The sequence below is a fragment of the Pantoea sp. SGAir0184 genome (genome assembly GCF_043544755.1).
This window is the reverse complement of record NZ_CP028050.1, coordinates 2,295,172-2,319,262: the sequence shown is the minus strand read 5'-3', so window position 1 is coordinate 2,319,262 and position 24,091 is coordinate 2,295,172. Positions and strand designations below refer to the sequence as shown.

The 24,091-nt window shown below is 61.6% G+C and carries 23 protein-coding genes; 15 read left to right on the top strand and 8 right to left on the bottom strand.

The window, feature by feature from the left end; genetic code table 11:
• Positions 1-18: 18 nt before the first annotated feature.
• Positions 19-1,173 carry an efflux RND transporter periplasmic adaptor subunit gene (locus tag C1N60_RS10870; protein ID WP_031279145.1) on the bottom strand — a complete coding sequence of 385 codons (1,155 nt, stop codon included), beginning with the start codon at positions 1,171-1,173 and terminating at the stop codon, positions 19-21.
• 292 nt (positions 1,174-1,465) lie between these two features.
• Between C1N60_RS10870 and C1N60_RS10865 the strand changes: the two genes are divergently transcribed.
• From C1N60_RS10865 to C1N60_RS10855, 3 genes are all read left to right on the top strand, one after another.
• Positions 1,466-1,816, top strand: coding sequence for a helix-turn-helix domain-containing protein (locus tag C1N60_RS10865; RefSeq protein ID WP_021506154.1), 351 nt, complete (start codon positions 1,466-1,468; stop codon positions 1,814-1,816).
• An 87-nt stretch (positions 1,817-1,903) separates the two neighbouring features.
• Complete coding sequence (locus C1N60_RS10860; protein WP_021506153.1) at positions 1,904-2,338, top strand: ribonuclease domain-containing protein; 435 nt, start codon at positions 1,904-1,906, stop codon at positions 2,336-2,338.
• A gap of 2 nt (positions 2,339-2,340) precedes the next feature.
• Positions 2,341-2,610 (top strand): barstar family protein, encoded by a 270-nt coding sequence (locus C1N60_RS10855; RefSeq protein WP_394520833.1) that lies wholly within the window; start codon positions 2,341-2,343, stop codon positions 2,608-2,610.
• Here the strand turns inward: C1N60_RS10855 and C1N60_RS10850 are convergent, their stop codons facing one another.
• The 4 genes from C1N60_RS10850 to C1N60_RS10835 all read right to left on the bottom strand — a co-directional run bounded on the left by C1N60_RS10850 (position 2,611) and on the right by C1N60_RS10835 (position 10,603).
• The gene (locus C1N60_RS10850) at positions 2,611-4,983 is read right to left on the bottom strand and encodes a virulence factor SrfC family protein (RefSeq protein WP_394520832.1); all 2,373 of its coding nucleotides are present in this window, start codon (positions 4,981-4,983) and stop codon (positions 2,611-2,613) included.
• Complete coding sequence (locus C1N60_RS10845; RefSeq protein ID WP_021506150.1) at positions 4,980-7,952, bottom strand: virulence factor SrfB; 2,973 nt, start codon at positions 7,950-7,952, stop codon at positions 4,980-4,982. The genes C1N60_RS10850 and C1N60_RS10845 overlap by 4 nt, the downstream gene beginning before the upstream one ends.
• Before the next feature lie 2 nt (positions 7,953-7,954).
• A complete protein-coding gene (locus C1N60_RS10840) occupies positions 7,955-9,271 on the bottom strand; it encodes an SrfA family protein (RefSeq protein WP_132462645.1) in 1,317 nt (438 codons plus the stop codon).
• A 153-nt stretch (positions 9,272-9,424) separates the two neighbouring features.
• Entirely contained in the window at positions 9,425-10,603 is a 1,179-nt protein-coding gene (locus tag C1N60_RS10835; protein ID WP_021506148.1) for a benzoate/H(+) symporter BenE family transporter, read from the bottom strand.
• Positions 10,604-10,700: 97 nt separating this feature from the next.
• Between C1N60_RS10835 and C1N60_RS10830 the strand changes: the two genes are divergently transcribed.
• The 4 genes from C1N60_RS10830 (at position 10,701) to C1N60_RS10815 (ending at position 13,064) form a co-directional block, all read left to right on the top strand.
• Positions 10,701-11,246, top strand: a complete 546-nt coding sequence (locus tag C1N60_RS10830; protein ID WP_150361061.1) for a helix-turn-helix domain-containing protein — start codon at positions 10,701-10,703, stop codon at positions 11,244-11,246.
• Positions 11,247-11,343: 97 nt separating this feature from the next.
• Positions 11,344-11,769 (top strand): MarR family winged helix-turn-helix transcriptional regulator, encoded by a 426-nt coding sequence (locus C1N60_RS10825; protein WP_394520831.1) that lies wholly within the window; start codon positions 11,344-11,346, stop codon positions 11,767-11,769.
• 16 nt (positions 11,770-11,785) lie between these two features.
• Complete coding sequence (locus C1N60_RS10820; RefSeq protein ID WP_058758482.1) at positions 11,786-12,340, top strand: isochorismatase family protein; 555 nt, start codon at positions 11,786-11,788, stop codon at positions 12,338-12,340.
• Positions 12,341-12,584: 244 nt separating this feature from the next.
• Entirely contained in the window at positions 12,585-13,064 is a 480-nt protein-coding gene (locus tag C1N60_RS10815) for a DM13 domain-containing protein (RefSeq protein WP_215480271.1), read from the top strand.
• A 35-nt stretch (positions 13,065-13,099) separates the two neighbouring features.
• On the opposite strand, the gene pqqU is transcribed toward C1N60_RS10815, so the two are convergent.
• Positions 13,100-15,223 carry a TonB-dependent receptor PqqU gene (pqqU, locus tag C1N60_RS10810; RefSeq protein ID WP_394520830.1) on the bottom strand — a complete coding sequence of 708 codons (2,124 nt, stop codon included), beginning with the start codon at positions 15,221-15,223 and terminating at the stop codon, positions 13,100-13,102.
• Between the two features lie 215 nt (positions 15,224-15,438).
• Here pqqU and C1N60_RS10805 point away from each other — a divergent pair, with 215 nt between their 5' ends.
• Together C1N60_RS10805 and C1N60_RS10800 are read left to right on the top strand one after the other, a co-directional pair.
• Entirely contained in the window at positions 15,439-16,302 is an 864-nt protein-coding gene (locus C1N60_RS10805; protein WP_058780610.1) for an NAD(P)-dependent oxidoreductase, read from the top strand.
• Positions 16,303-17,085, top strand: coding sequence for an AraC family transcriptional regulator (locus C1N60_RS10800; RefSeq protein ID WP_059008734.1), 783 nt, complete (start codon positions 16,303-16,305; stop codon positions 17,083-17,085). It abuts the gene before it with no gap.
• On the opposite strand, the gene leuA is transcribed toward C1N60_RS10800, so the two are convergent.
• Positions 17,036-18,721 (bottom strand): 2-isopropylmalate synthase, encoded by a 1,686-nt coding sequence (gene leuA, locus C1N60_RS10795; protein WP_336698849.1) that lies wholly within the window; start codon positions 18,719-18,721, stop codon positions 17,036-17,038. The genes C1N60_RS10800 and leuA overlap by 50 nt on opposite strands.
• 119 nt (positions 18,722-18,840) lie before the next feature.
• A complete protein-coding gene (gene pspF / locus C1N60_RS10790) occupies positions 18,841-19,836 on the bottom strand; it encodes a phage shock protein operon transcriptional activator (RefSeq protein ID WP_394520829.1) in 996 nt (331 codons plus the stop codon).
• Between the two features lie 156 nt (positions 19,837-19,992).
• Between pspF and pspA the strand changes: the two genes are divergently transcribed.
• Genes pspA through C1N60_RS10760 form a run of 6 tightly spaced genes read left to right on the top strand, consistent with a single transcriptional unit; the run spans position 19,993 to position 24,029 of the window.
• Positions 19,993-20,658: a phage shock protein PspA gene (gene pspA / locus C1N60_RS10785; RefSeq protein ID WP_058758491.1), complete on the top strand. Its 666-nt coding sequence runs from the start codon at positions 19,993-19,995 to the stop codon at positions 20,656-20,658.
• A gap of 57 nt (positions 20,659-20,715) precedes the next feature.
• Positions 20,716-20,940, top strand: a complete 225-nt coding sequence (pspB, locus tag C1N60_RS10780; protein ID WP_058769745.1) for an envelope stress response membrane protein PspB — start codon at positions 20,716-20,718, stop codon at positions 20,938-20,940.
• Positions 20,937-21,284, top strand: a complete 348-nt coding sequence (pspC, locus tag C1N60_RS10775; protein WP_058758492.1) for an envelope stress response membrane protein PspC — start codon at positions 20,937-20,939, stop codon at positions 21,282-21,284. The genes pspB and pspC overlap by 4 nt, the downstream gene beginning before the upstream one ends.
• Positions 21,285-21,332: 48 nt before the next feature.
• Entirely contained in the window at positions 21,333-21,581 is a 249-nt protein-coding gene (pspD, locus tag C1N60_RS10770) for a phage shock protein PspD (RefSeq protein ID WP_394520828.1), read from the top strand.
• Positions 21,562-22,959, top strand: coding sequence for a YcjX family GTP-binding protein (locus C1N60_RS10765; protein WP_264441290.1), 1,398 nt, complete (start codon positions 21,562-21,564; stop codon positions 22,957-22,959). The genes pspD and C1N60_RS10765 overlap by 20 nt, the downstream gene beginning before the upstream one ends.
• Positions 22,956-24,029, top strand: a complete 1,074-nt coding sequence (locus C1N60_RS10760) for a YcjF family protein (RefSeq protein WP_394520827.1) — start codon at positions 22,956-22,958, stop codon at positions 24,027-24,029. Before C1N60_RS10765 ends, C1N60_RS10760 begins: the two co-directional genes overlap by 4 nt.
• The last annotated feature ends 62 nt before the right edge of the window (positions 24,030-24,091 follow it).

The window sequence follows — 24,091 nt, the reverse complement described above, 5'->3', positions numbered from 1 at the left end:
AACGGGCAGTCTCGATTATTATTGAGCGGAGCGCATGGCCACCGGCTGCGCTTTTACCGGCATACCGGGCATGAACACTTTCTGCAGACCGTTGACAATCACCTTGTCACCTGGCTTCAGACCCTGCTGCACAATACGCAGGCCGTTAGCCAGATCGCCCAGCTGAACATCGCGGCGTTCGGCTTTGCCCTGCGCATCAACCACGTAAACGTATTTACGATCCTGGTCGGTCAGTACCGCGCGGTCGTCGACCAGCAGCGCGTTAAATTCTGCGCTGCCCGGCAGCCGCACGCGGGCAAACAGGCCTGGGGTAAACTGACGCTGCTGATTGTCGAGCGTGGCGCGCATGCGAATGGTGCCGGTGCTGGCGGTCAGCTGGTTATCGAGAAAATCGACGGTGCCGCGGTGCGGATAGCCCTGTTCGCCGGTCAGCGCAATCTCTACCGGCAGCGAACCGCGGTTCTGGCCCTGACGCGCCATCGCCTGGTACTGCAGATAAATCGCTTCGTCGACGTCAAAGTAGACATACATGCGGTCCTGCGAAACCAGCGTGGTGAGAACGCTGGCGCTGTCGCCGGCGGTCACCAGGTTACCGGTGGTGATCATCGCCCGGCTGGCGCGACCATCGATCGGCGCGGTGACGCGGGTAAAGTCGAGGTTCAGCTGCGCCATATCGACTGCCGCCTGGGCGGCCAGCACGCTGGCCTGCGCCTGACTGGCGGTCGAACGACGCTGTTCCCACTCTTCGCGCGACACCACCTGGGTGCCGATTAGCTTGTCGGTACGGGCCGACTCGCTGCGGGCCAGCGCCGCCTGGCTACGCGCGCTGGCCAGTTCGGCCTGCGCCTGCTCCAGCGTGGCGCGGTAGGTGCGGTCATCAATGGTAAACAGCACCTGACCTTTCTTCACCTCATCGCCTTCGCGATAGTTAACCTGATCGATGTAGCCCGAGACGCGCGGACGCAGCTGCACGCTCTGCACCGCTTCAATGCGGCCATTGAAGCTATCCCACTGGCTGACTTTTTGTTGCACCACCTGCGCGACACTCACTTCGGGCGGAGGCGGCGGCGCGTTTTGCGCCACACCGCGATCACAACCGGCCAGCAGGCTTCCCAGCAACATCACTCCTGACAGGCTTACGGCCCGACGAACCCCATATGTTTGCAGATGCATTGTTGTTATTCCGCGTTGGTGAAAAAGAAAGGAGACGTACGAAAAATCTGCAACTTTTAAGATTGCATTAAAACCACAGGAGTGTAGGCTTGGGCGAACTGCATCTGCAAGAATATCTGATACACTTTATGTGCGGTTTTGATCAATTCGTAACAGGTAGCGAAAGCCCCTACGGCGAGTGCGGCATTTAATGCAATAATAAAACTTGCATTAAGTGCGATAGTCAGTCACCCTTAAAGTGTAATTGCAACTGATACTGATACTGTTCGCCATGGCGACGGGAGAGAATGGGATGATGAGCGACGCTTTTATTCACGATCTGATCGACTGGATTGATAACAACATTGAAGCACGTCTGGATCTGGACACCGTAGCGGGGCGCGCCGGCTATTCGAAGTGGCACCTGCAGCGTATGTTTAAAGAGCACACCGGCTATCCGCTGGGTGAGTACATCCGGGCCAAGAAGCTGAAAAAATCGGCCGACCGCCTGACCACCACCAACGAACCGATCCTCAACGTGGCCATTTCGCTGGGCTTCGATTCACAGCAGTCGTTTAACCGCAGCTTCAAGCGCCAGTATGGCGTGGCACCGGGCGCATGGCGTCGTCACGCCGCGCACACCCCGAGCGCGATGCAGCAGTAAACCTCCGCCAGGGCCAGCCATGCTGGCCCGCGTTTTTCCCCGCCTGAAACCTGCTATTATCGGCGTCCTGCCTTTCAGGATGTCACTATGTCGAAAAAACTCTGGATTGGATTACTGTTTGCGCTGGTGGTTTGCTGGATCGGGCTGAAGCCCCATCTGAGCGGTACTGCGCCAGAAAAACAGACGGATATTGCACAACTGACCGATGCACATCGCGTGGCGCGCTGGCTGCAGCAGCATCACCGTTTGCCTGATTTTTATCTCACCAAAAGCGCGGCACGTCGTCAGGGCTGGAACCCGGCGCAGGGCAACCTGTGTGAGGTGTTGCCAGGGCGGGCGATTGGCGGCGATCGCTTCAGTAACCGCGAACGGCGGCTGCCGATGCAGGCGGGGCGGCAGTGGTATGAGGCGGACGTCAATTACGACTGCGGCCACCGCGATGCCGATCGTCTGCTTTACTCTTCTGATGGGCTGATCTTTCTCACCACCGATCACTATCGCAGCTTCACGCCGGTACCCTGACTATGCTGACACTCCATTTTGATTTTCGCACGCTGGATACGCGCCAGGCCTTTTATCAGGCGCTGGTCGATCAGAGCGGCTGCGGTGAACGTTTTGGCTACAATCTGGATGCGCTGTGGGACTGGCTAACCGGCGGCATGGCGCTGCCGGCAACGCTGCATTTGCAGCATGTCGCCGAGGTCAGCGCCAGTGCGGAGTTTGCCCCGGTGCTGGCGCTGCTGGAAGAGGCGGCGCAGCAGCTGGCGGGTGAGCTGCGCCTGATTACTCACTGACTACGCGTGCAGCGGCAGCAGCATAATCGCCAGCGTCTGGCGTGCGCTGGCCGGCAAATCGCCGCCGCCGGTGTAGCCGTTATTCTCGACGATCAGCGAATTTAACCCCACCAGCCAGTCATAAATGTAATAGGCGGTGTGATTAGCCGGCGCGGCAGACAGCCGCGTCAGACGCTGGCCTGAAGAAAAGCTGACGCTGGGCGCCGGCGGGCGGGCGAAAATCGGGCTGCCGCGATTGACGCGACTCTGCGGCCGTTCACGTTCATCCCGCTGCAGGAAGCCGAGCCAGGCGACAAAGTCACCCAGCACCGTCATGGCACGCGACACCTGGCGATCGGTGCGCGCTTCATGGGCACTGGCCTGCGTCTCCGTTTCGTTCAGCGCGCTTTGCAGTTTGCTCAGCACCTGCAGACGGAAGCTGGCGGTGATGAGCTCCTCCACCAGCAGTTCCAGCGTCGGCTTATCAACGTTGAGCAGCGCCAGCAGGCTCTGGCTCTCCGGCAGCTGACGCAGGTGCGCCAGCCACAGCGCGAACACCTGCTGGGGAAACTGCTGATCGCGCTGGCCGCTGCTGCTGCGCGGTTCGGCGGTGGTTACCGGCTCATCGTTAAACAGATCAAACTCAAAACCAATACCAAAATAGCTCTGCTCCACCGCGGCTGGCTGGCCGCCGGTGGACGGCGTGCTGCCGTGGCTCTGACTCAGCCACAGCTGGCGCACCGCTTCGCGCGACGGCTGTAAACGCTCAAGCAGCTCGCCGTGCAGGCCGGTGCGATGTTGTAAACACTTCAGCAGCGTATCGGCGATGGCCTGTTTCCGCGCCGCCTGTTCCGGCGTGGCGCTGGCTTCGGTCCACGGCTGCAGACGCTCCACCAGTTTCTGCTGCAGCGTGCTGAGCTGTAGCGCCAGCCGGTCGCGCCGTGCCTCCGGCTGCATCTCATCCTGCAGCCAACTGCTCATGCGGTCGACGCCGGCGCGATCGCGCGCCAGCATGGAACCCCAGCTCTGGCCAGGCTGACCAATCTGCCGCTGTACCGCTTCATCGACGTTGATTTGCGACTGCTGATAGCGCGCATCGTGCGGCGTAATCGCCCAAATCAGGCGCGGCTTGTCTGCGCTGGCCGTCGCGCTCTGTTGCAGTTGCCACTCGCGCAGCGCGCTGGCGGCGAGATCCGCATCCTGACGCTGGCTGGCGGCGGTACAAATCAGCATTAAATCGATGCCCTGACGGGCGGCATAGAAGCCCGGCAGCAGGGCACGTTTCTGCTCCAGCAGACTGGCGCGCAGCGCATCACGCGCCTGCAGCCTTGCGCGCTCATCCTGCTGATCGCGGTCGGCGGGCGTGCCCGGCGCGGGCAGTTCCAGCATATCGGCTTCGTCATATAGCGCCTGACGCGGCGTCGAACTGAGCGGGAGGGTGATTTCCAGCGTCAGCAGCGCCAGCCAGCCGAGCGGTACTGACTGCGGTTTGCCCACGCGGTTGGCGACAACCGGACACACTTCAATCAATTCGTTCAGGTCGGCGTCATGGCCGATGAGCTTTTCAGCGGGCAGTGAGGCGTCATCCACCAGCAGGCTGAGCGGTGCCAGCACGCGCGGCGCGTGCCGCAGCTGATGGCGCAGATGCAGCAGGCTGCGCAGGGTTTCATTCAGCGCCGGACGCTGCGGCCACAGCAGCGCAAACAGCTGCACGCGGTCGTCCACGTTGAGCCACGGTGCCAGCTCAATCGCCTGCGGCCAGAAATGACGGTCCAGCACCTCGGCGTGGTCGGGCTGGCGGCGATGCCACGCCCACAGCGTCACCAGCGCGTCGCTGTCGAGGCCGGGCTGCATCTCGCTCTGGCGATGGCGCTGCAGGCGCTGCAGCGCGGCATCAATCGCCGCGCTATCCGGCTGGGTGTCTGCGCTGGCACAGGCCAGCATCAGACGAATCAGCTCGGCTTCGCTCAGCAGCGTCATCTCCAGCGGCCACGCACCAGACTGCGCTTCACGCTGATGGCTGAAACGGGTGGCGATGGCAAAATCGAGATTGCCGGGATTGATGTGCTGAAAATAGTTCAGGGTTTTGTCGCCGAGACGGGCGATCAGCTGGCCCTGCGCGTCGCCGACCATTTCACTCAGCAGCCAGGCTTTACCCGCCTGCGACTGACCAAACAGCGCCAGGGTGACCGGCCGCGCCAGCTGTCGTGCCAGCGCGTGGCTTTCAACGCGGGCGCGACGCAGCTGGAGCCGCAGCGTATCGGCTTCCAGCGCCAGACGCGGCGAGTGCGCCTGGTGGCTCTCCACCCAGTTCAGCGCGCCGTCAACCGTCTCCTGCAGCAGGCCCAGGCGTTTAGCAGGCGTCGCCGGCGTGGCTTTTTTGGCAGTTCTCATCGTTTACACACGCTCCCGCTGTCGATCCAGTATTGCGCATTGGCGTTGCCGGTGGCCGACAGCGTATTCAGTTTCAGACTCAGTTGCTCCAGCGGCACGCGCGTGCCATCGTCCATGCGCGCCTCGCTCAGCACCAGCCGCTCCGGGCCGAGATTATCCGGGCCCGGTTGTACCGCCAGCCTGATGCGCAGCACGCTTTCGCCCGCTACCTGGCGCGCCAGCTGCGGATCGGTAATGCTCAGGCTGTAGAGCGGTGTCGCCGGCCAGCGGTCGTTCTCCAGCTGGCGGAAACCGAGGCAGACGTTACCGCGAATGCGGAAGCTGCTTTTACGGTCCAGCGCGAAGCTGTGGCTGTCGAGATCAATCTCGCTGTAGCACAGATTGTCATCGCTCAGCGTGGCGTTTTCATCCAGCACGCCAAGATAGCGAATGGTCGAGTAGGGTTCAAAATCGCCGGCGCGGAACCAGAAGCTGCTGAGACGCAGATCGAGTGCCAGCAGACACAGCATGGCACCGACCGCCGCGGTGGATTTCGGGTTATCAATGCGTCCCTGTTTGTTGAACGGATACCAGTCGCTGGTGTGATACCCCTCCAGCGACAAAATGCGGCTGCCCGGCAGCGGCTGCAAATGACGCACCAGCGCCTGAATGCCCGGGAAGCGCGACGGGCGACCGGTCAGCAGCAGCACATCGCACTGATAGAGGGAAACCACTTCGCACATGGCGCGCAGCGCCGGGATGATCGCCATCCGGTGCTGCAGGAACTCAGCATGCAGCTGCGCCATGCTCACCACCAGCGGCACGTCAAGCAGATCGAAACGGCTGTCGCCGCCGAGCGTGCGCTGAATCTCTCCGTTGACAAACGCCAGCACGCTGCTGGCTGGCTTCTGCGGCACCAGCTCGCCAAACAGCGCGTTAATTTCGCTGTGGCTGTCGAGCGGATTCCAGTTTTCATAGCGCTCCAGCACCGCCTGCGCCAGCGGAATAAACAGCTGCAGGGTGACCTGCTGACGCAGCGTGGCCTGACCGTCCATGCGGCTGTCGTGTCCAAACAGCTTGTTCATCAGCGGTTCCGCCAGCGCCAGGCCGGCTTTTTGCAGACTCTGCTGTAGCGCGGGCAGGATCCACAGCTGAATCACGTCCAGCAGAATGTCATCGCCGGCCACTTTAAACCCTTCCCGGAACAGCAGGCGCGGGGTGATTTTCACGTTGTTGCCCTGACCATCATCCAGACGATACTGGGTGATGGCGAGGTCGGTGGTGCCGCCGCCGATATCAATCGAGGCGATGCGCAGGCTTTTGCCCGGCAGCTCATCCGCTTCGCGCGGGCGATCCGGGCGCGCCATGCTGCTGAAGAAATCTTCCGCGCGACCGGCAAAATTCACCTGGGTTTCGTTAAACAGCCACACCATCTGACCGCAGGTGGCTTCATCCCACTCCATCTGCACATCCGGCACCGGCCGCAGGCTGTGTGCCTGGCTTGCGGCGTCAAACGCGGCGTCGGCCGGATGCCAGCCTTCGGCTTTCCACACCAGCGCGATGGCTTCCTGCATGCGGCGACGGAAAATTTCCCGCTCCGGCTTCGGCATGGCCGACGGCAGCGTCAGGATCACATGACGCAGCTGGCGCGGCGCCTGGCTTTGCGGCATACGCTGGCGCTGGGCCACGCTGTTCATCTGCATCATGGCCTGCGCCAGCAGTTCACACAGCATAAAGGTCATCAGCGAGCTGCGGCTGTAGCTGGCAGAAAACACCGGCAGGCGGTCATCTTCCGGCAGGGCATGCAGCGGCTGCCCCTCATCGTTGAGCAACAGGGTAAACGGCAGCGCGGTGGCCTGCGGCTCGTCGCTGCCGCCGCTGGCGTTGAAGCGCCAGCCGGGCTGATAACGCGCTTCGTCCCATAAGTAGCGGCGCGGGCTGGAGAGGCCGGTGCTGCCCTCAGTGCCGGCGCGCTGCAGCGCCAGGCGGCTGGCTTCGCGACCGACGCGGGTCAGTGAGGGCCACATAAACGCGTTTTCACGACCGCTCTCCAGCGAGAAGTTGGCTTTGCCAAAGTGCGTCTCGGCAAACTCCAGTCGGCTGTCGAACAGCTCGTTGTAGACCTGGTGCGGCTGCGACAGATCGCGCAGCTGCAGCTCATAGGTCTGGCGCAGGCCGTTGCTCTCTTCGGGGTGATCTTCCACCAGAATGCCGCAGGTATGCGAGTTGCCGACGTCGAGAATGATATCCACGTTGACCGCCGGCGTTTGCGGTGAGGCCGCCTGGATAGTGATTTCTGCCAGATCGAGCTGTTCGCCCAGCAGTTCCAGCACGTTGAGATAGTGCGCCTGATATTCAAATTCGCGCAGCGCCTGGTTTACTTCCTGCTCGCGGCGTGATTCCAGCGCATACACCTGCTGGCTGAACGTCTCGCGCAGCCAGCCGTCAACCCAGGTGAGGTCGAGGAACTCGCCCAGTTCATAGTTGTGCCACGCCAGCGCAAAGCTGACGCCGTTCTGCGCATCGGCTTTGCTCAACCCCAGCTGCTCACCGCCGTCCGTGTCGGCCACCAGGCGCGTATCGAAGGCGAGGGTGATGCGATGGGTATTGCCCGCCGCGTCGGGCTGGCTGAGCGGCGCAAGGCGCAGACGCGCCCAGTTATCCGGGCCACCGATGAAACGACGGCCACTGGAACAGCGCAGCACCGGCAGCGGCAGCCACTGCCCGGCCAGCAGCGTCAGGGAATCGGCCAGCGCGATATCGGTTTCCGGACGCACCACCTCAGCGGCACCGCCATCCTGCGGATAGAGCAGAAACTTGCCGCTGTTGCCATCAACGTTGAGACGCAGCAGCGGGCCGTTGGCGGTCTGGCGCACAAACTGCCGCCGCGCCTGTAGCGCGGGCAGGCGCAGACCAAAATCAAGAAACTGCACACCGCTGTCTTCGATCAGCGTGATTTTCTGTTTGTCATCAATCAGGGGAGCCAACATGGTTACTTACTCTCACGCTTAATCGTCAACGGGAACACCTGATCGGCGCCATACTGCGCCGTACAGCTGGCAATGCCATCACCGGCTTTGCACACCAGCTCCGGCATGCGATAGCGTGATTTATCGCTGCAGCTGGCAGTATAGCGGCTGCGCACTACCATGGTGCCGGCGCTGGTCATGGCGGCGGTGACATCGGCTTTACAGCGAATATTGTCGCCCTGGGTAATCACTGCGCTGCCTTTACCGTTGCGGATCTGATAGCGCAGACTCGGCGGCTTGCCGGTCGGCAGATTGGTCTGACGCAGCGTCACGCGCCAGGTACCATTGATAAATTTCACCGAGCCGAGGCGCGCGTCATCGGCCGTCATCACCAGATCGTCCGCTTTGGCCGGTTCGGTATGTTCCGCTACGACCTCCGGCGGTGCCGGTGGGGCAGCCGGTGCCGGCGCAGGCGTCACTGTCGCACTGCTGTGCGGCAGCGTGGCGGCCAGCGTCTGTGCTTTCGCCAGCATCGCCGGGGCAAGCGCAGGCGCGGCGCTAACCACTGGCACGGTTTCGGTTTCTGCCGGCCGGACCGGCGCGTCGTGTAACCAGAAGGCCACGCCCGCTGCAGCAGCAGCGGCCAGAGGCAGCACCAGCAGCAGCGGGCGCAGTGCGGATTTCTTCCGCGCGGGCGCGTCGGCGACAACGCTCAGCGGTGCGGGTTCGGGCTGTGGTTCGGGTTCCGCCAGCAGTTCCGGCTCGGGCTCCGCCACAACGGGGGCCGCAACCGGTTCAGGTGCGGCAGCCCTTTCTGGCTCCGGCGCGGGCACCACCAGCGGCGGCAGCTCTTCATCAAGGCTGTCGCGCAGGCAGGCCAGCGCATCATCACGCGTGCGCGCCTGCGGGTCGACGAAGCCCCAGAAGGTGATCACCGGCTTGCCATCCACCAGATAGACGTATTGCTGATCGGGAAACTGCAGCGTCTTTGCCAGCAGCGCCCCAAACAGGCGCATCGCCGGATTGTCGGCATCCCGGGCGCGCAGGCTGAGCGCCTGCAAATCCTGCTGATTAAGGGTGAGCTGATCCAGCGCCTGACGCTTTTCGCGATCGCTGGCCGCCAGCCAGGATTTCACTTTGCCGCTGAATGGCGCGTACCAGTCAAGGCGGTCACCGCGCTCGTTGGCCTGCGGGATCGCGAGGCAGTTGGCCAGTGTCGTCTGGCGGCGCAAACGTAACGTTTCGCGAATTTGCAGGGCAGAAGCCCAGACCGGCTGGCCGTTCTCCCCCAGTGCCAGTAACGCGTCGAGATTACCGCTGCGCAGAAAAGTTTTTGCCACTCGTTGGGCCCTTATCGGTGGTTATCTGAAGCCAAACATCGGGTGTGATGGGCGATGGTAGTGATCTTAAGCCAAATGCGCCGCAATCAAACGGGGGAAAAAGGGGGGAAAACAGGGCGTTATTCCCTCCACGGTACGCGGGGTGGTGAAATGTTAACCGTTCCGGCGCGGGCTGAGCAGCAAATGGGTGAGGACGCCCCCGATCAGGCCCCAGAACGCCGAACCGACGCCGAGCAGGGAGATGCCGCTGGCGGTGATCAGAAATGCCACGATGGCGCTGTCGCGCTGCGCCGGTTCCGCCAGCGCGCGCTGCAGGCTGCCCGCCAGCGTGGCCAGCAGTGCCAGACCGGCCAGCGTGGCGATCAGCACCGGCGGCAATGCGCTGAGCATCACGGCGATCAGCGCGCCGGTAAAGCCGGTCAGCAGATAGAACACGCCCGCCAGCGCGGAAGCCACCCAGCGGCGCGCCGGGTCCGGATCGACATCATCGCCCATGCAGATCGCGGCGGTGATCGCCGCAATACACACCGAAAAGCCACCGAACGGCGACAGCAGCAGCGCGATCAGGCCGGTCCAGCCGGTGAGCGCGGAGACCGGCGGCCGGTAGCCATGCGCCTGCAGCGTGGCAATACCGGGCGCATTCTGCGAGGCCATGGTCACCAGAAAGTAGGGCAAGCCGACGCCAATCAGCGCGGCAGGATTAAAGTGCGGCATGATAAATTCCGGCACGCTCAGCGTTAGCGCATGAGGCGGAAAGTGAATAGCGCGCTGACCCAGCGCCACCAGTACGCCCGTCACCAGCGCCAGCAGAATGGCATAACGCGGCAGCCAGCGGCGGCCCAGCAGCCACACCAGGCACATGCTGCCGCACAGGGCAAAATGATCCTGTAAGCCGCTGAAGGTGCCGATGCCAAAACGCAGCAGAATCCCCGCCAGCATCGCGGCCGCCAGCGACTGGGGAATATGGTTCATCAGCCGGGCAAACAGTCCGGTCACGCCGCTCAGCACAATCAGCAGATTGGTAGCGACAAACACCCCGACCACTTCATTCAGCGTCAGGCCGTGCACGCTGGTGGCCAGCAGCGCGGCACCCGGCGTCGACCAGGCGGCGAGCACCGGCATTCGCGTCCACAGCGACAGACCGAGTGACGCCAGCCCCATGCCCACGCCCAGCATCGACAGCCAGCCGCCAATCTGCGCCGGTGAGGCGCCTGCAGCCTGCGCCGCCTGGAAGATCAGCGCCGCGGTGCTGCTGTAGCCGACCAGCACGGCGATCAGGCCGGAAATCAGCATCGGAAAGGAAAAAGCCGGACGAACAGTTGCAGTGGTCATGGAATCACATCCTGTTGTGCGTTATAACGCACATTGTGGCACGCACGGTATGGCGCGCACAAGTGGTACACTGCGCGCCCGCTTTTCAGGAGAATTCATGGAAAATCTGCATCAACATCTCAGCCAGGCACTGAAGCAGCTGCGTCAGGCCAATGGCTGGAGCCTGACGCTGGCGGCGGCGCGCACCGGCGTGAGTAAAGCCATGCTCGGTCAGATTGAGCGCGGCGAGTCGAGTCCAACGATCGCCACGCTATGGAAAATCGCCACCGGCTTTAATGTGCCGTTCTCCTTTTTTGTGCAGAGTGGGGCGCAGCCGTCGGGCGATGTGGCGACCTTCAGCCAGCCCAATGCACAAATGCAGGTGAAGCCGCTACTGCCGTATGACGCGCGTTTGCGCTTCGATCTGCTGGAAGTGACGCTGGCGGCGGGCGCGCAAAGCGATTCGTCAGCGCACGAAAGCGGGGTGATTGAGCAGGTGGTGGTGCTGGAAGGTGAGTTGTTGCTGGGCATGGCGGGCAGCTGGCGTCGCCTGCAGGCCGGCGAGGCCAGCCAGTTTGCCGCCGATCAGCCGCACAGCTACCGCAATCCGCTGGCCAGCGCGTTGCGCTTTCATAGCCTGATACACTATTTGCAGCGCAGCTGAGCGGCGGGATGCGCAATTACAAATTGATACGAAGGCAAACTACACAGTTTACCTGCGTATTTATATACTGCGGTCTCATCTGTAAAGGAGAAGGGCGATGAGCGAGCTGATTAGCGCCGCTGCCGCGTTACGCAGCATCAATGGCAAACTGATGCGCCGCCTGCGTGAATCGGCCCCGCCGGGCGATCTCACCTGGCCGCAGGTTTCCGTGCTGGGGTACCTGGTGCGCGACGGCGCAATGACGGTGACCGAGCTGGCCGCGCGCGAAGGGGTGCGCAGCCAGTCGATGAGTGCCACGGTCGCCAGCCTGCAGACGCTGGGCCTGGTACAGGGCGTGGCCGATGCGCAGGATGGCCGCAAAACCCGTTATCAGCCTACCTCTGCCTGCCTGCAGCTCATCGCCAGCAATCGCGCCCAGCGTGACGACTGGCTGCTGCACAGTATCAGCAGCCTGCTCAGCCCACAGGAGCAGCAAACGCTGCTGGCCGCCATTCCCTTACTGCAACGACTCGCTGACCACTAATTTGAGAGGACTCACTATGGCTGTCACCACGTTAGATGCCCAAACCGCCCTGATTGTCATCGACCTGCAGCACGGCATCGTCCGCCTGCCGGTTACGCCGCGCCATCCGGATGAAGTGATTGCACGCGCCACGCAGCTGACGCAGGCGTTTCGCGCGAAACAGCTGCCGGTGGTGCTGGTGAACGTGGCGGGCGGCGCGCCGGGCCGCAATCAGCAGCCGCGTCACGATGCTGCTCTGCCGGCAGACTGGGCGGTGCTGGTGCCGGAAATGACACCGCAGCCGGGCGATATCAGCGTAACGAAAAAAACCTGGGGCGCGTTCCACAATACCGATCTGCACCAGCAGCTGCAGCAGCGTGGCGTGACGCAGGTGGTGGTGTGCGGGATTGCCACCAGTATCGGCGTGGAATCCACGGCGCGTCAGGCATACGAGCTGGGCTACAACGTTACGCTGGCGACTGATGCGATGAGCTGCCTGAACGCCGAAACCCACCATAACAGCATTGAGCGCATCTTCCCGCGCCTCGGTGAAACCGGCACCACTGACGAAATCCTCGCGCTGCTGAACTGATCTTTTCCCTGCAGGGCTGGTGCTGCCGGCCCTTATCTTTGCTGCTCGCTGCCGCGGGTTATTCTGCTGCGCCTCGCTTTCCCTGCCGCCGTTGAGAGTTGGTTGTAACAGCGCTGGTTACTGTCACAGTATGCACAGCAACACGATAACCAATATTTAGCCTGACTTTACGTTTTTATTAACACCAGTGAGCAGCAGGATCAGGTAGAGAAATACAGCGCTATTCTGCTGCAGGGAGGTAGGGATGCTAAAAAAATTAAACGTGCTTTATCTCATCGCCAGTCTGTTTTTTTTGGGCACCGGTATTACTTTAGGTCTGGTGCTGTCACCGTTAATTACCGCGGAAGTGAATGCCACGCAAAAGGAGGTTAATATGGTGAAACAGCAAGCGCTATATAGCGGTGAGTTTGATCGCCATCAGCCGGGCAGTGATGCGCTTTACTGGGCCAGCGGCAAGGTCTATCTCAATGAAAACGTTATCGCCTTTGAGGGGGAAATTGCCCCCGGGCCACACTATAAAATTTACCTCACCAAAACTCAGGCGTTTGATCAGCATTCATTTCTGCAAATAAAGCATCAGTCGGCGTTAATTGGCGATTTAAATAACTTTGGTGATTTTATTAAATCGCTGCCGGAAGGCATCGATCCGCAGGAATATTGCGCCGTGCAAATCTGGAGTGAGCAATTTTCGAAATTTGTCGGCTCAGCGCGTTATCGCACCTGAATAAGGCACCGACGTGCGCCGGTGCCCGCTTTAGATTACTGGAAAGCGTAGCTCAGCGTCAGGCCGACGCTGTAATTACGCCCCGGTGCGGGTTCGTAATACCGGCCATTGCTCTCATTAACGATGACCGAGCCGATATAGTGGCGATCGAGCAGATTATCCACGCGGCCAAACAGATCCAGCGTCCAGTTCTGCACCAGCCATTTATAGCCGCTGTTCAGTCCCACCACCGTATACGCCGGCGCTTTGACATCATTCTGGTCGTTGGTCGCAATGTCGCTCAGGTAGCGCAGGTCGCCGCCGGCATACCAGCCTTGCTCCGGCGCGTAGGCCAGTCCGGCATAGGCCATATTGCGTGCTATACCGGGGATGCGCTTGCCGTCACAGCTGTCGCTGCCGCAGGCGTTACTGCGGTAGCGCGCGTCGAGCAGCGTCCACGCAGCTTTCAGGTGCCAGTCATAGCCAAACTGCTGATCGAGCCCGAGTTCCAGGCCACGGCGGCGCGTCTCACCGGCATTTTTGTAGCTGGTGCGGCCTTCGTAACTGCTGTCTGACACGATTTCGTTTTTGGTATCGGTCTGAAACAGCGCGGCGGTCAGCAGGCCGTTGCCGAGGCGTTTTTTGCTGCCGAGCTCCACGGTATTGCTGGTGGCCGGCTGCAGGTTGAGATTGAGCCCGGCCTGATCCGCCGCGCGGTAGGAGAGTTCATTGAGCGTCGGCGTTTCAAAGCCGCGACCGGCGGAAACATAGGCGTTCCAGCCATCATCAATCGCGTATTTGAGCGAGGCCGCAGGCAGCCAGCGGTGATAGCGGCGATTGCCGCTGTCATCCGGGTCGCTGGCGGTCACGTAATAGTCGTTAGCATCGAAATTGACCGTGCTGAAGCGCACGCCGGCGTCCAGCGACCAGCGATCGCTCAGCTGCCACGCAGTCTGCAGATAGGGATCGAGGTTCCACATCAGGTTGCGCTCGTTGCGGCGCAGATCACCCTGCACGCCGTAGTCGGTGGCGCCGTCACTGCGGGTGAAGTTCTGATAGCCTTTGCGCCTCTCGCTCATGGTCTCATAGTCGAGGCCGCCGGTCAGGGTCACCGGCAGCGTCAACAGCGTCGCGCGGTGCGTCCAGCGCGTATCAATGCCCTGGTAGTGGCGCGCCAGTGAAATGACACCACCGGGATAGCCGGCTTTCAGCTGGGTCGCCAGCGGGATGGACTGATACTGGGTGGTTTCGCGCTCACCGGCATAGAGCATCACGCTGAGATCGTCGTTGTCGCTCATCTGGCGCTGGTAGTGCAGGCCCGCCTGGGTCTGGTCGACGGTTTTACGCGCGTTGTACAGCGTGACGTTGCTGGCCACCTGGCGCGGATTATCACGCCACTGATCCGGCGTCAGGCCGCCCGGATCCTGCGCCTCAACGTGAACGCTGTTGAACAGCAGCGTCAGGGTGCTGACATCGTCAATGCGCACGCCAAGCCTGGCATTGCCGAGGTTTTTCTGCGCGGCGCTGTGGTCGCGATAGCCGTGGGTGGTGAAGCGCGAAGCCGACACCGTATAGTCAACATCGCCGGCATGGCTGCCATCACCGGTGGCTCCGCTCGCTTTCACGCTGTTGCGCCAGCTGCCGTAGCTGCCGTACCAGCTGCTGGCTTCCAGCGTGGTCGGCTGCTGGCCGCGCTGAGTTTCCACATTGATCACGCCGCCCGATGCGTTACCGTACAGCGCGGAGAACGGACCGCGCAGCACTTCCACGCGATCGATGGAACCGATATCGATATTCGAGGTTTGCCCCTGGCCATCCGGCATGCTGGCCGGAATGCCGTCAACGTACAGGCGAATGCCGCGCAGGCCGAAGGTGGAACGCGAACCAAAGCCGCGCACTGAAATCTGCAGATCCTGTGCATAATTTTGTCTGTTCTGGATTTGCAGACCGGGCACGCTGGTGAGGTTTTCAGACAGGTTAACGCGCGGTGCGGCGTGGCGCATATCGTCGCCGCTGACAACGCTGACCGCCGCCGGGGTATCCAGCTCGGAGAGTCCACTGGCCGCGGGCGCGGCGCTTACCACCAGGGTATTGCTGGCATTGTCCGCCGCCAATAGCGGCAGCGGCAGGAGTGCAGGCAGCATCAGCAACGGCGCCTGTCGCAAAAGAGCAATTTTCATTTTAATAACCGTAAAAGACGTGAAATGAACCAATCGGGACATTTATCGCGCGTATGTTAATCGTTTTAGCGCGGGTTTGAAAAGCGTTAATAGTAGGGCAGAACCCTGTTAAGTGTGGCGTGAAAAATGTCCTTTCACCGCACCTCTGGCCTGGCTGTTAGCCCCAATTTCTGTCAGTGTGATCGTTTTGCCTGCGGTAAGAAGAAGGAGAAAACATGAGTCAGCAACCTGTAGTGGCGGTACTGGGATTAGGCGCGATGGGACACGCATTTGCCGCCAATCTGTTGAAGAAGGGCTTTACCGTGCGCGGCTGGAACCGCACCCGTGCCAAAGGTGAAGATCTGGTGGCCGCAGGCCTGACGCTGAGCGACAGCGCCGCGCAGGCTGTGGAAGGCGCAGACGTGGTGATTGCCATGCTGGCGGACGGCGCTACCACGCGCGCCACGCTTAACCAGGTGCAGAACGCACTGCAGCAGGGGGCTACCGTGGCGCAGATGGGCACCATCGGTGTTGAAGCGACCGACGCGCTGATCGCCGAGCTGGCGGCCGCACGGCCGGATGTGGTGTTTATTGATGCGCCGGTCTCCGGTACTAAAGCGCCGGCTGAGAACGCGCAGATTCTGGTGATGGCCAGCGGCGACCGGCAGCGCGCCCAGGCGGCGGAACAGGTGTTTGCCGCGATTGGTAAAGGGACGCAGTGGCTGGGTGCCGCCGGTGCCAGCTCGCGCATGAAGCTGGTGGTGAATAGCTGGCTGATTGGCCTGATGCAGAGTCTTGCCGAAAGCACCCGGCTGGCAGAGCAGTTTGGTTTCACTACCGACGATCTCTGGCAGGTGCTGGAAGGCGGTCCGCTGGCAGCGCCGTACGCCAAAATGAAACTCGGCATGATTGCCAGCGGCGACTTTACCCCGCAGATGCATCTGATCTGGGCGCTGAAGGATGCGCGGCTGGCGCTGGACGCCGCCGGCGACGCTTCTCTGCCGGCGCTGGAAAACATCGTCGATGTCTGGCAGCAGGCGGTCGATGCCGGTTATGGCGAGCAGGATCTGGCGGCGGTTTATCAGTACCTGAAACGCTAAATGAGTCAGCGGCTCGACTTTGACTTCTCGCAGCGTCCGCTGGTGCCGTATGCGCACGATTACGCGCACGGCGATGCGGAGCCGTGGCACTATCACCACTGCGCGCAGCTGATACATACTTTGAGCGGCGTGGTGAAAGTGGAAACGCAACACGGCAGCTGGATTGTGCCGCCCAGCCGCGGCGTGTGGCTGCCGGCCGGCACGCGTCATGCGCTGCACATCGTTGGCAGCGTGGCGGCGCGCACGCTGTTTGTCGATCCGCTGGCGCGCGCCGATCTGCCCGCCAGCTGTCAGGTGGTGCAGATATCGCCGCTGCTGCGGGAGCTGATTGTCAGCGCGCTCACGCTGCCGGAGCATTACGCGTCTGGCAGTCGCGCCGAGCGCATTTACGAGCTGATTCTCGATGAGATTCGCGTGATGGACGTGCTGCCGTTTGGCCTGCCACTGCCGCACAGCGACCGGTTGCTGGCGCTGTGCCAGCAGATTCAGCAGTCACCGGGCGAGAGCTGGACGCTGGCGCGCGCGGCGGCGCAGCTGTGTGTGGCGGAGCGGACGCTGGCGCGCCATTTCAGTCGCGAAACCGGTTTGCAGTTTAGCGACTGGCTGCGGCGTGCCCGGCTGAGCGTGGCGCTGACCCGGCTGGCACAGGGCGATACGGTGCTGGCCGTGGCGCTCGATCTCGGTTATGACAGCCCGAGCGCCTTCAGCGCCATGTTTCGTCGCGTGCTGGGCGTTACGCCAGCGAACTATTTTCCGGCGGCAGAAAAGCGCCCGCCGCGTTAAGCAATGCCTGCAGCGAGGCGCGCGTTACGTCATTATCAATACCCACGCCCCACGCACGCTCGCCATGGGGCGTGATGCAGCTGATATAGCACACCGAACGGCTGTCGCTGCGTTTGCCCAGCGTGTGTTCATGGTAATCCTCAATGGTTACGGCCAGATCGAAGCGCTGACGCAGCGCGGCCACCGCCGCTGACAGCAGACCGTTGCCGCGCCCTTCCAGGGTCAGCTGCTGCGGACCCTGCTGCAGGCGCGCTTTAATCCGCGTCTCGCCCTGATCATCGCTATGGCTCTCCGCCTGCAGCAGGCGACACCGCGGCTGTTGCAGGCCGTACTGCTGACAGAACAGCTGCCACAGCGCGTGGTGCGTCATCTCCTGGCCGTGAGCATCAGTCTGCTGCTGCACGCAGCGGCTGAAATCCTGCTGCAGGCCGCGCGGCAGTTGCAGGCCGTGATTTTGTTCCAGCAGCCAGGCGGCACCGCCTTTACCGGACTGGCTATTCACGCGGATCACCGCTTCATAGCTGCAGCCGATGTCCAGCGGATCGAGCGGCAGGTAGGGCATTTGCCATACCACTTCATTACGCGCGCTGCGTTCGGCAAAGCCTTTGCGAATGGCATCCTGATGCGAGCCGGAGAAGGCGGTAAACACCAGTTCGCCGGCGTAAGGATGGCGCGGATGGACCGGCAGCTGGTTACAGCGCGTCACCACTTCCAGCACCTCGCGCATATCGCTAAAGTCCAGCTCAGGCGTCACGCCCTGGGTATAGAGATTCAGCGCCAGCGTCACCAGATCGACGTTGCCGGTGCGCTCGCCGTTACCAAACAGACAGCCTTCAACGCGATCGGCGCCGGCCAGCAGCGCCAGCTCGGCGCAGGCGATGCCGGTGCCGCGATCGTTATGCGGATGGACGCTGATGGCCACCTGCGAGCGCTGGCTGAAGTGGCGACAGAAATACTCGATCTGGTCGGCATACACGTTAGGCGTATTGACTTCCACCGTGGCGGGCAGGTTGATGATCATCGGCCGCTGCGGTCCCGGCTGCCAGATGGCGGCGACCGCTTCACAGATTTCCAGCGCGAATTCCGGCTCGGTAAAGCAGAAAGTTTCCGGCGAGTACTGAAAGGTCCAGCGCGTGGCGGGCTGCGCCGCACAGCGTGCGCGGATTTGCCGCGCGGCGGCGCAGGCCAGCTCGACGATCTCAGCTTTGCTCTGACGAAATACGCGCTCACGGAACAGCGGGGCGGTGGCGTTATACAGATGGATAATCGCCTGCGGCGCGTCACGCAGTGCTGCAAAGGTGCGATCGATTAAATCGCCGCGCGCCTGGGTTAATACCTGAATAGTGACGTCGTGAGGGATGTGCTGCTGTTCAATCAGCAGGCGCACAAAATCAAAATCGGTTTGCGAGGCGGCGGGAAACGCCACTTCAATCTCTTTAAAGCCGCAGCGCAGCAGCAGTTGCCAGAATGCTAATTTGCGCGCGCTGTCCATCGGCGTAGCCAGCGCCTGATTGCCATCGCGCAAATCGGTTGAGAGCCAGCGTGGCGTGCGGGTGATCTGGCGTGACGGCCACTGGCGATCCGCCAGATTGATGACAGGCCACGGGCGATATTTTTCAGCAGGTTGAGTCAGCATGAGGGTCTCCTTGAGGTCTGCCTGTAGTCTGCAGTAACCTGCCGGACGCGGCTCACGCATAGCTGACAACCCGGCGTGCAAAACTGACAGCTGCCGCAGCGATACCCGTCAGTTAAACCCTACTGTGCTTCGATCCCGTGTTTTTTCATCATCGCGCGCAGCTGATGATAAGTGACGCGCAACAGTTCAGCGGCGCGGCGCTGGTTGTATCGCGCCTGTTGCAGACTGGCTTCGACCAGGGCGCACTCCTGCTGGTTTTGCCACTGGCGTAAATCCAGCGGCAGCGCCGGCAGGGCATTTTCACGCGGTTCTGCTTCCGCTTCGGTTACCGCAGGAGCACTGCGTGGCGCAAACGGATTGATGATGATGGTGTCGAGCGCCTGTTCGGTGCTGTGATGACGGTACACCGAGCGCTCCACCACGTTTTTCAGTTCACGCACGTTGCCCGGCCAGCTGTGCTGCAACAGGGTGAGCTGAGCGCGCTCGCTAAAGCCGGGAAACAGCGCCAGGCCCAGCTCGCGGCACATCTGAATGGCAAAATGCTCGGCCATCACCAGGATATCGCTGCGGCGCTCGCGCAGCGGCGGCAGTTGGACAACATCGAACGCCAGGCGATCGAGCAGGTCGGCGCGAAAACGGCCGGCGGCGGCCAATGCGGGCAGATCCTCGTTGGTGGCGCACACCAGCCGCACGTTAACCTGCAGCGACTGATTGCCGCCAACGCGTTCCAGCTGGCCATACTCAATCACGCGCAGCAGTTTTTCCTGCACCAGCATCGGCGCAGTGGCCAGCTCATCCAGAAACAGCGTGCCACCATCGGCGCGCTCAAAGCGGCCAAGGTGGCGCTTCTGGGCGCCGGTAAAGGCACCGGCTTCATGGCCGAACAGCTCGGAATCCAGCAGGTTTTCATTCAGCGCGGCGCAGTTAAGCGAAATAAACGGCCCCTGCCAGCGGTCGGAGAGGTAGTGCAGGCGGCTGGCAATCAGCTCTTTACCGGTACCGCGTTCGCCAGTCACCAGCACCGGTTTCTCCAGCGGCGCCAGTTTCGATACCTGTTCCAGCACCTCTAAAAAGTTATTCGACTCGCCCAGCAGATTGTCTTTGCCGTTTGCCATGATGAAATTCACCACTGATTAATTAATTTCACTACCTTAACGGATTGCGCGGCGCGTGTAAAACAGTCAAACCCAGTAAAATCAGCACATTAAAAACTGGCACGCATCTTGTATTAGTCATGAGCGTAAAGACATGACAACCAGAGGAACATCATTATGGGTATTTTTTCTCGTTTCGCCGATATCGTGAACGCTAACATCAACTCGCTGCTGGAGCGTGCCGAAGATCCGCAGAAACTGGTACGCCTGATGATTCAGGAAATGGAAGACACGCTGGTGGAAGTACGTTCCACCTCGGCCCGCGCGCTGGCAGAAAAGAAACAGCTGCTGCGCCGTATTGAGCAGGCCGAAATTCAGCAGGCCGAATGGCAGGAAAAAGCTGAGCTGGCGCTGAGTAAAGAGAAAGAAGATTTAGCCCGTTCGGCGCTGATTGAGAAACAGAAGCTGACCGACCTGATCGCCGCGCTGCAGCAGGAAGCCAGCCACGTTGAAGAGACGCTGGACCGCATGAAAGGCGAGATTGGCGAGCTGGAGAAAAAACTCAGCGAAACCCGCGCCCGCCAGCAGGCCCTGACGCTGCGTCATCAGGCGGCTTCATCGTCACGCGATGTGCGTCGTCAGCTCGACAGCGGCAAGCTGGATGAGGCAATGGCACGCTTCGAATCTTTTGAGCGCCGCATCGATCACATGGAAGCAGAAGCGGAAAGCCAGCGCTTCGGTAAAAGCAAAACGCTGGACCAGCAGTTTGCCGATCTGAAAGCCGATGACGAAATCAGCCAGCAGCTGGCTGCGCTGAAAGCCAAAATGAACCGCAGCGAGTGATCGCCCCGGGCCTGCTAACGGGCCCGGATTGCCGGGTGTACTGAAAAAGGAGAGTCAATGAGCGCACTATTTCTGGCCATACCGTTAACGATCTTCGTGCTGTTTGTGGCACCGATCTGGTTATGGCTGCACTACAGCAACAAACGCAACGGCGGGGCGCTTTCGTCCGGTGACCTGCAGCGCCTGCAGCAGCTGACGCAGGAAGCGCGCCGCATGCGTGACCGGGTCGAGGCGCTGGAAGCGATCCTCGATGCCGAACACCCGAACTGGAGGCAGCCATGATGAACGGACGCAAACTGTGGCGTATTCCGCAGCAGGGCAAAGTGCGCGGCGTATGTGCCGGGCTGGCCGAGTACCTGGATATTCCGGTGCGGCTGCTGCGTGTGATTGTGGTGCTGTCACTGTTTTTCGGTCTGTTTATGATCACCGTGACCGCCTATTTTATCCTCGGCTACGTGCTGGATGAAAAACCGCTGGATGCACCCTCTGAGCGCACACCAACAGCGCGCGAACTGCTGGATGAGCTGGAGAACACCCTCACCGCGGATGAGCGTAACGTACGCGATATCGAGCGTTACGTGACTTCAGAAACCTTCAGCGTACGCAGCCGTTTCCGCCAGATTTAATCCCTGTCGCGGGCCCGTCAGCGGGTCCGCTGCTCTAAGAGAGGCGCTATGCATACGCAACGTTTTACTGCTCTGCGCCGCCGCGCAACGCCTGCGTTGAAGTCGGCGGGAAAATTCATCATCATCAGTGCAGTAACTTATGCGCCCGGCGGCCTGGCCGGCTGGGCAGTGAAATCGGTGGCGCGCCGTCCGCTGCGCCTGTTGCTGGCGGCCGCCCTGGAACCGTTGCTGAACAAGGCGTTTAACCGCCTGTCGGCACGTTTCATCAGGGAGAGCGATGAAAAGACTGCAAAATGAGTTGATGGGGCTGATGAACCGTGGCGTGGATCGTCATCTGCGCCTCGCCGTCACCGGCCTGAGCCGCAGCGGCAAAACCGCCTTTATCACCTCGCTGGTTAACCAGCTGCTAAATGTCCACAGCGGCGCGCGTCTGCCGCTGTTTTCCGTGGTGCGCGAAGAGCGGCTGCTGGGCGTGAAGCGCGTACCCCAGCGAGAGCTGGGTACGCCGCGCTTTACCTATGACGAAGGGCTGGCCCAGCTTTACGGCACACCGCCGATGTGGCCGACCCCGACGCGCGGCGTCAGCGAGATGCGCCTGGCGCTGCGCTACCGGCCGGATCAGTCTCTGCTGCGCCATTTCAAAGATACCGCCACCCTTTACCTCGAAATTGTCGATTATCCCGGCGAGTGGCTGCTCGATCTGCCGATGCTGGCGCAGGATTATCTCAGCTGGTCACGTCAGATGGTCGGCCTGCTGCAGGGCGATCGTCAGCAGTGGGCCGCGCGCTGGCACAGCCTGAGTGCCGACCTCGACCCGTTCGCGCCCGCCGATGAAAACCGCCTGGCGGAGATCGCAGCCGCCTGGACCGACTACCTGCATCAGTGCAAAACCGAAGGATTGCACTTCATCCAGCCGGGACGTTTTGTGTTGCCGGGTGACATGGCTGGCGCGCCGGCACTGCAGTTTTTCCCCTGGCCCAACGTCGATGAACAGCAGGCCGGCAAGCTGCTGCAGGCGCCGGCTGGCAGCAATTTCGCCATGCTGCAGCAGCGTTTCCACTACTACTGTCAGCATGTGGTGAAAGGATTTTATAAAAATCACTTCCTGCGCTTCGATCGTCAGATCGTGCTGGTCGATTGCCTGCAGCCGCTCAACAGTGGACCGCAGGCGTTCAATGATATGCGGCTGGCGCTGACCCAGCTGATGCAAAGTTTTCACTATGGCCAGCGCACGCTGTTCCGCCGTCTGTTCTCGCCGGTCATCGATAAGTTGCTGTTTGCCGCCACCAAGGCTGATCACATCACCGCCGATCAGCACGCCAATATGGTGTCGCTGCTGCAGCAGCTGGTGCAGGACGCGTGGCAGAACGCCGCGTTTGAAGGCATCAGCATGGATTGCCTGGGGCTGGCGTCGGTGCAGGCGACCGAGAGCGGGCTGGTGGATCATCGCGGAGAAAAATTACCGGCGCTGCGCGGTCATCGCCTCTCCGACGGTGAACCGCTGACTTTTTACCCGGGCGAAGTACCGCCGCGCCTGCCGGGCAACAGCTTCTGGCAGCAGCAGGGGTTTCAGTTTGAACAGTTCCGGCCGCAGCAGCTGGATGTCGATCGGCCGTTGCCGCATATCCGCATGGATGCTGCGCTGGAATTTTTACTGGGAGATAAATTGCGATGAGCGATGAAACGCCACTCAAACCACGGATAGATTTTGCCCGCCCGCTGCAGGAGCCCGCGGAGCCGACCCTGCGCGCGGCACACACCTTTAGCAGCGACGCGCAACAGGGGTTTCTGGTGACGCCTGACGCGGAGCCGCTGGAAGAGGGCGCCGGCGAGAAAGTGGTGGAAGCCGCGCTGCGGCCGAAGCGCAGCCTGTGGCGCAAAATGGTGGGCGTCGGGCTGGGTATCTTTGGCATTAGCGTGGTGGCGCAGGGCGCCCAGTGGCTGCACGATGCCTGGCTGACGCGCGACTGGTTTGCACTGGGCAGCGGCGTGGCCGGTGGGCTGATTGTCGCCGCTGGCGCGGGCGCGCTGATTGGCGAATGGCGTCGGCTGTATCGTCTGCGTCAGCGGGCGGAAGAGCGGGACGTGGGCCGTGAGCTGCTGGCCAGCCATGGCATCGGCAAAGGCCGGGCGTTTTGCGAAAAGCTGGCGCGCCAGGCGCAGCTGGATCAGGCGCATCCGGCGCTGCAGCGCTGGCACGCGGCGCTGCACGAAACCCATAACGACCGCGAAATTGTCACGCTGTATGCCCAGCTGGTGCAGCCGGTGCTGGATCGTCAGGCGCGGCGCGAAATCAGCCGCCACGCGGCAGAATCGACGCTGATGATTGCCGTCAGCCCGCTGGCGCTGGTGGACATGGCGTTTATCGCCTGGCGCAACCTGCGGTTGGTGAACCGCATTGCGGCCATCTACGGCATTGAACTCGGCTACTTCAGTCGCATCCGGCTGTTCCGGCTGGTATTACTGAATATGGCGTTTGCCGGGGCGTCAGAGCTGGTGCGCGAAGTGGGTATGGACTGGATGTCGCAGGACATCGCCGCCCGTCTCTCGGCGCGTGCGGCGCAGGGCATCGGTGCCGGGCTGCTCACCGCCCGACTGGGGATCAAAGCGATGGAATTATGCCGTCCGCTGCCGTGGCTGGCGGAGGACAAACCGCGGCTCGGCGATTTCCGTCGTGAACTGGTGGGTCAGCTTAAAGAATCGCTGGCCAAAAGTGGTGAGAAAGCAGGTCAGGCTGCTAAATAATCTCACCTTGTCTGCCTTTCACGCTGCCGATGGCGTGAAAGGTGAAATTATCTGTGCTCAGA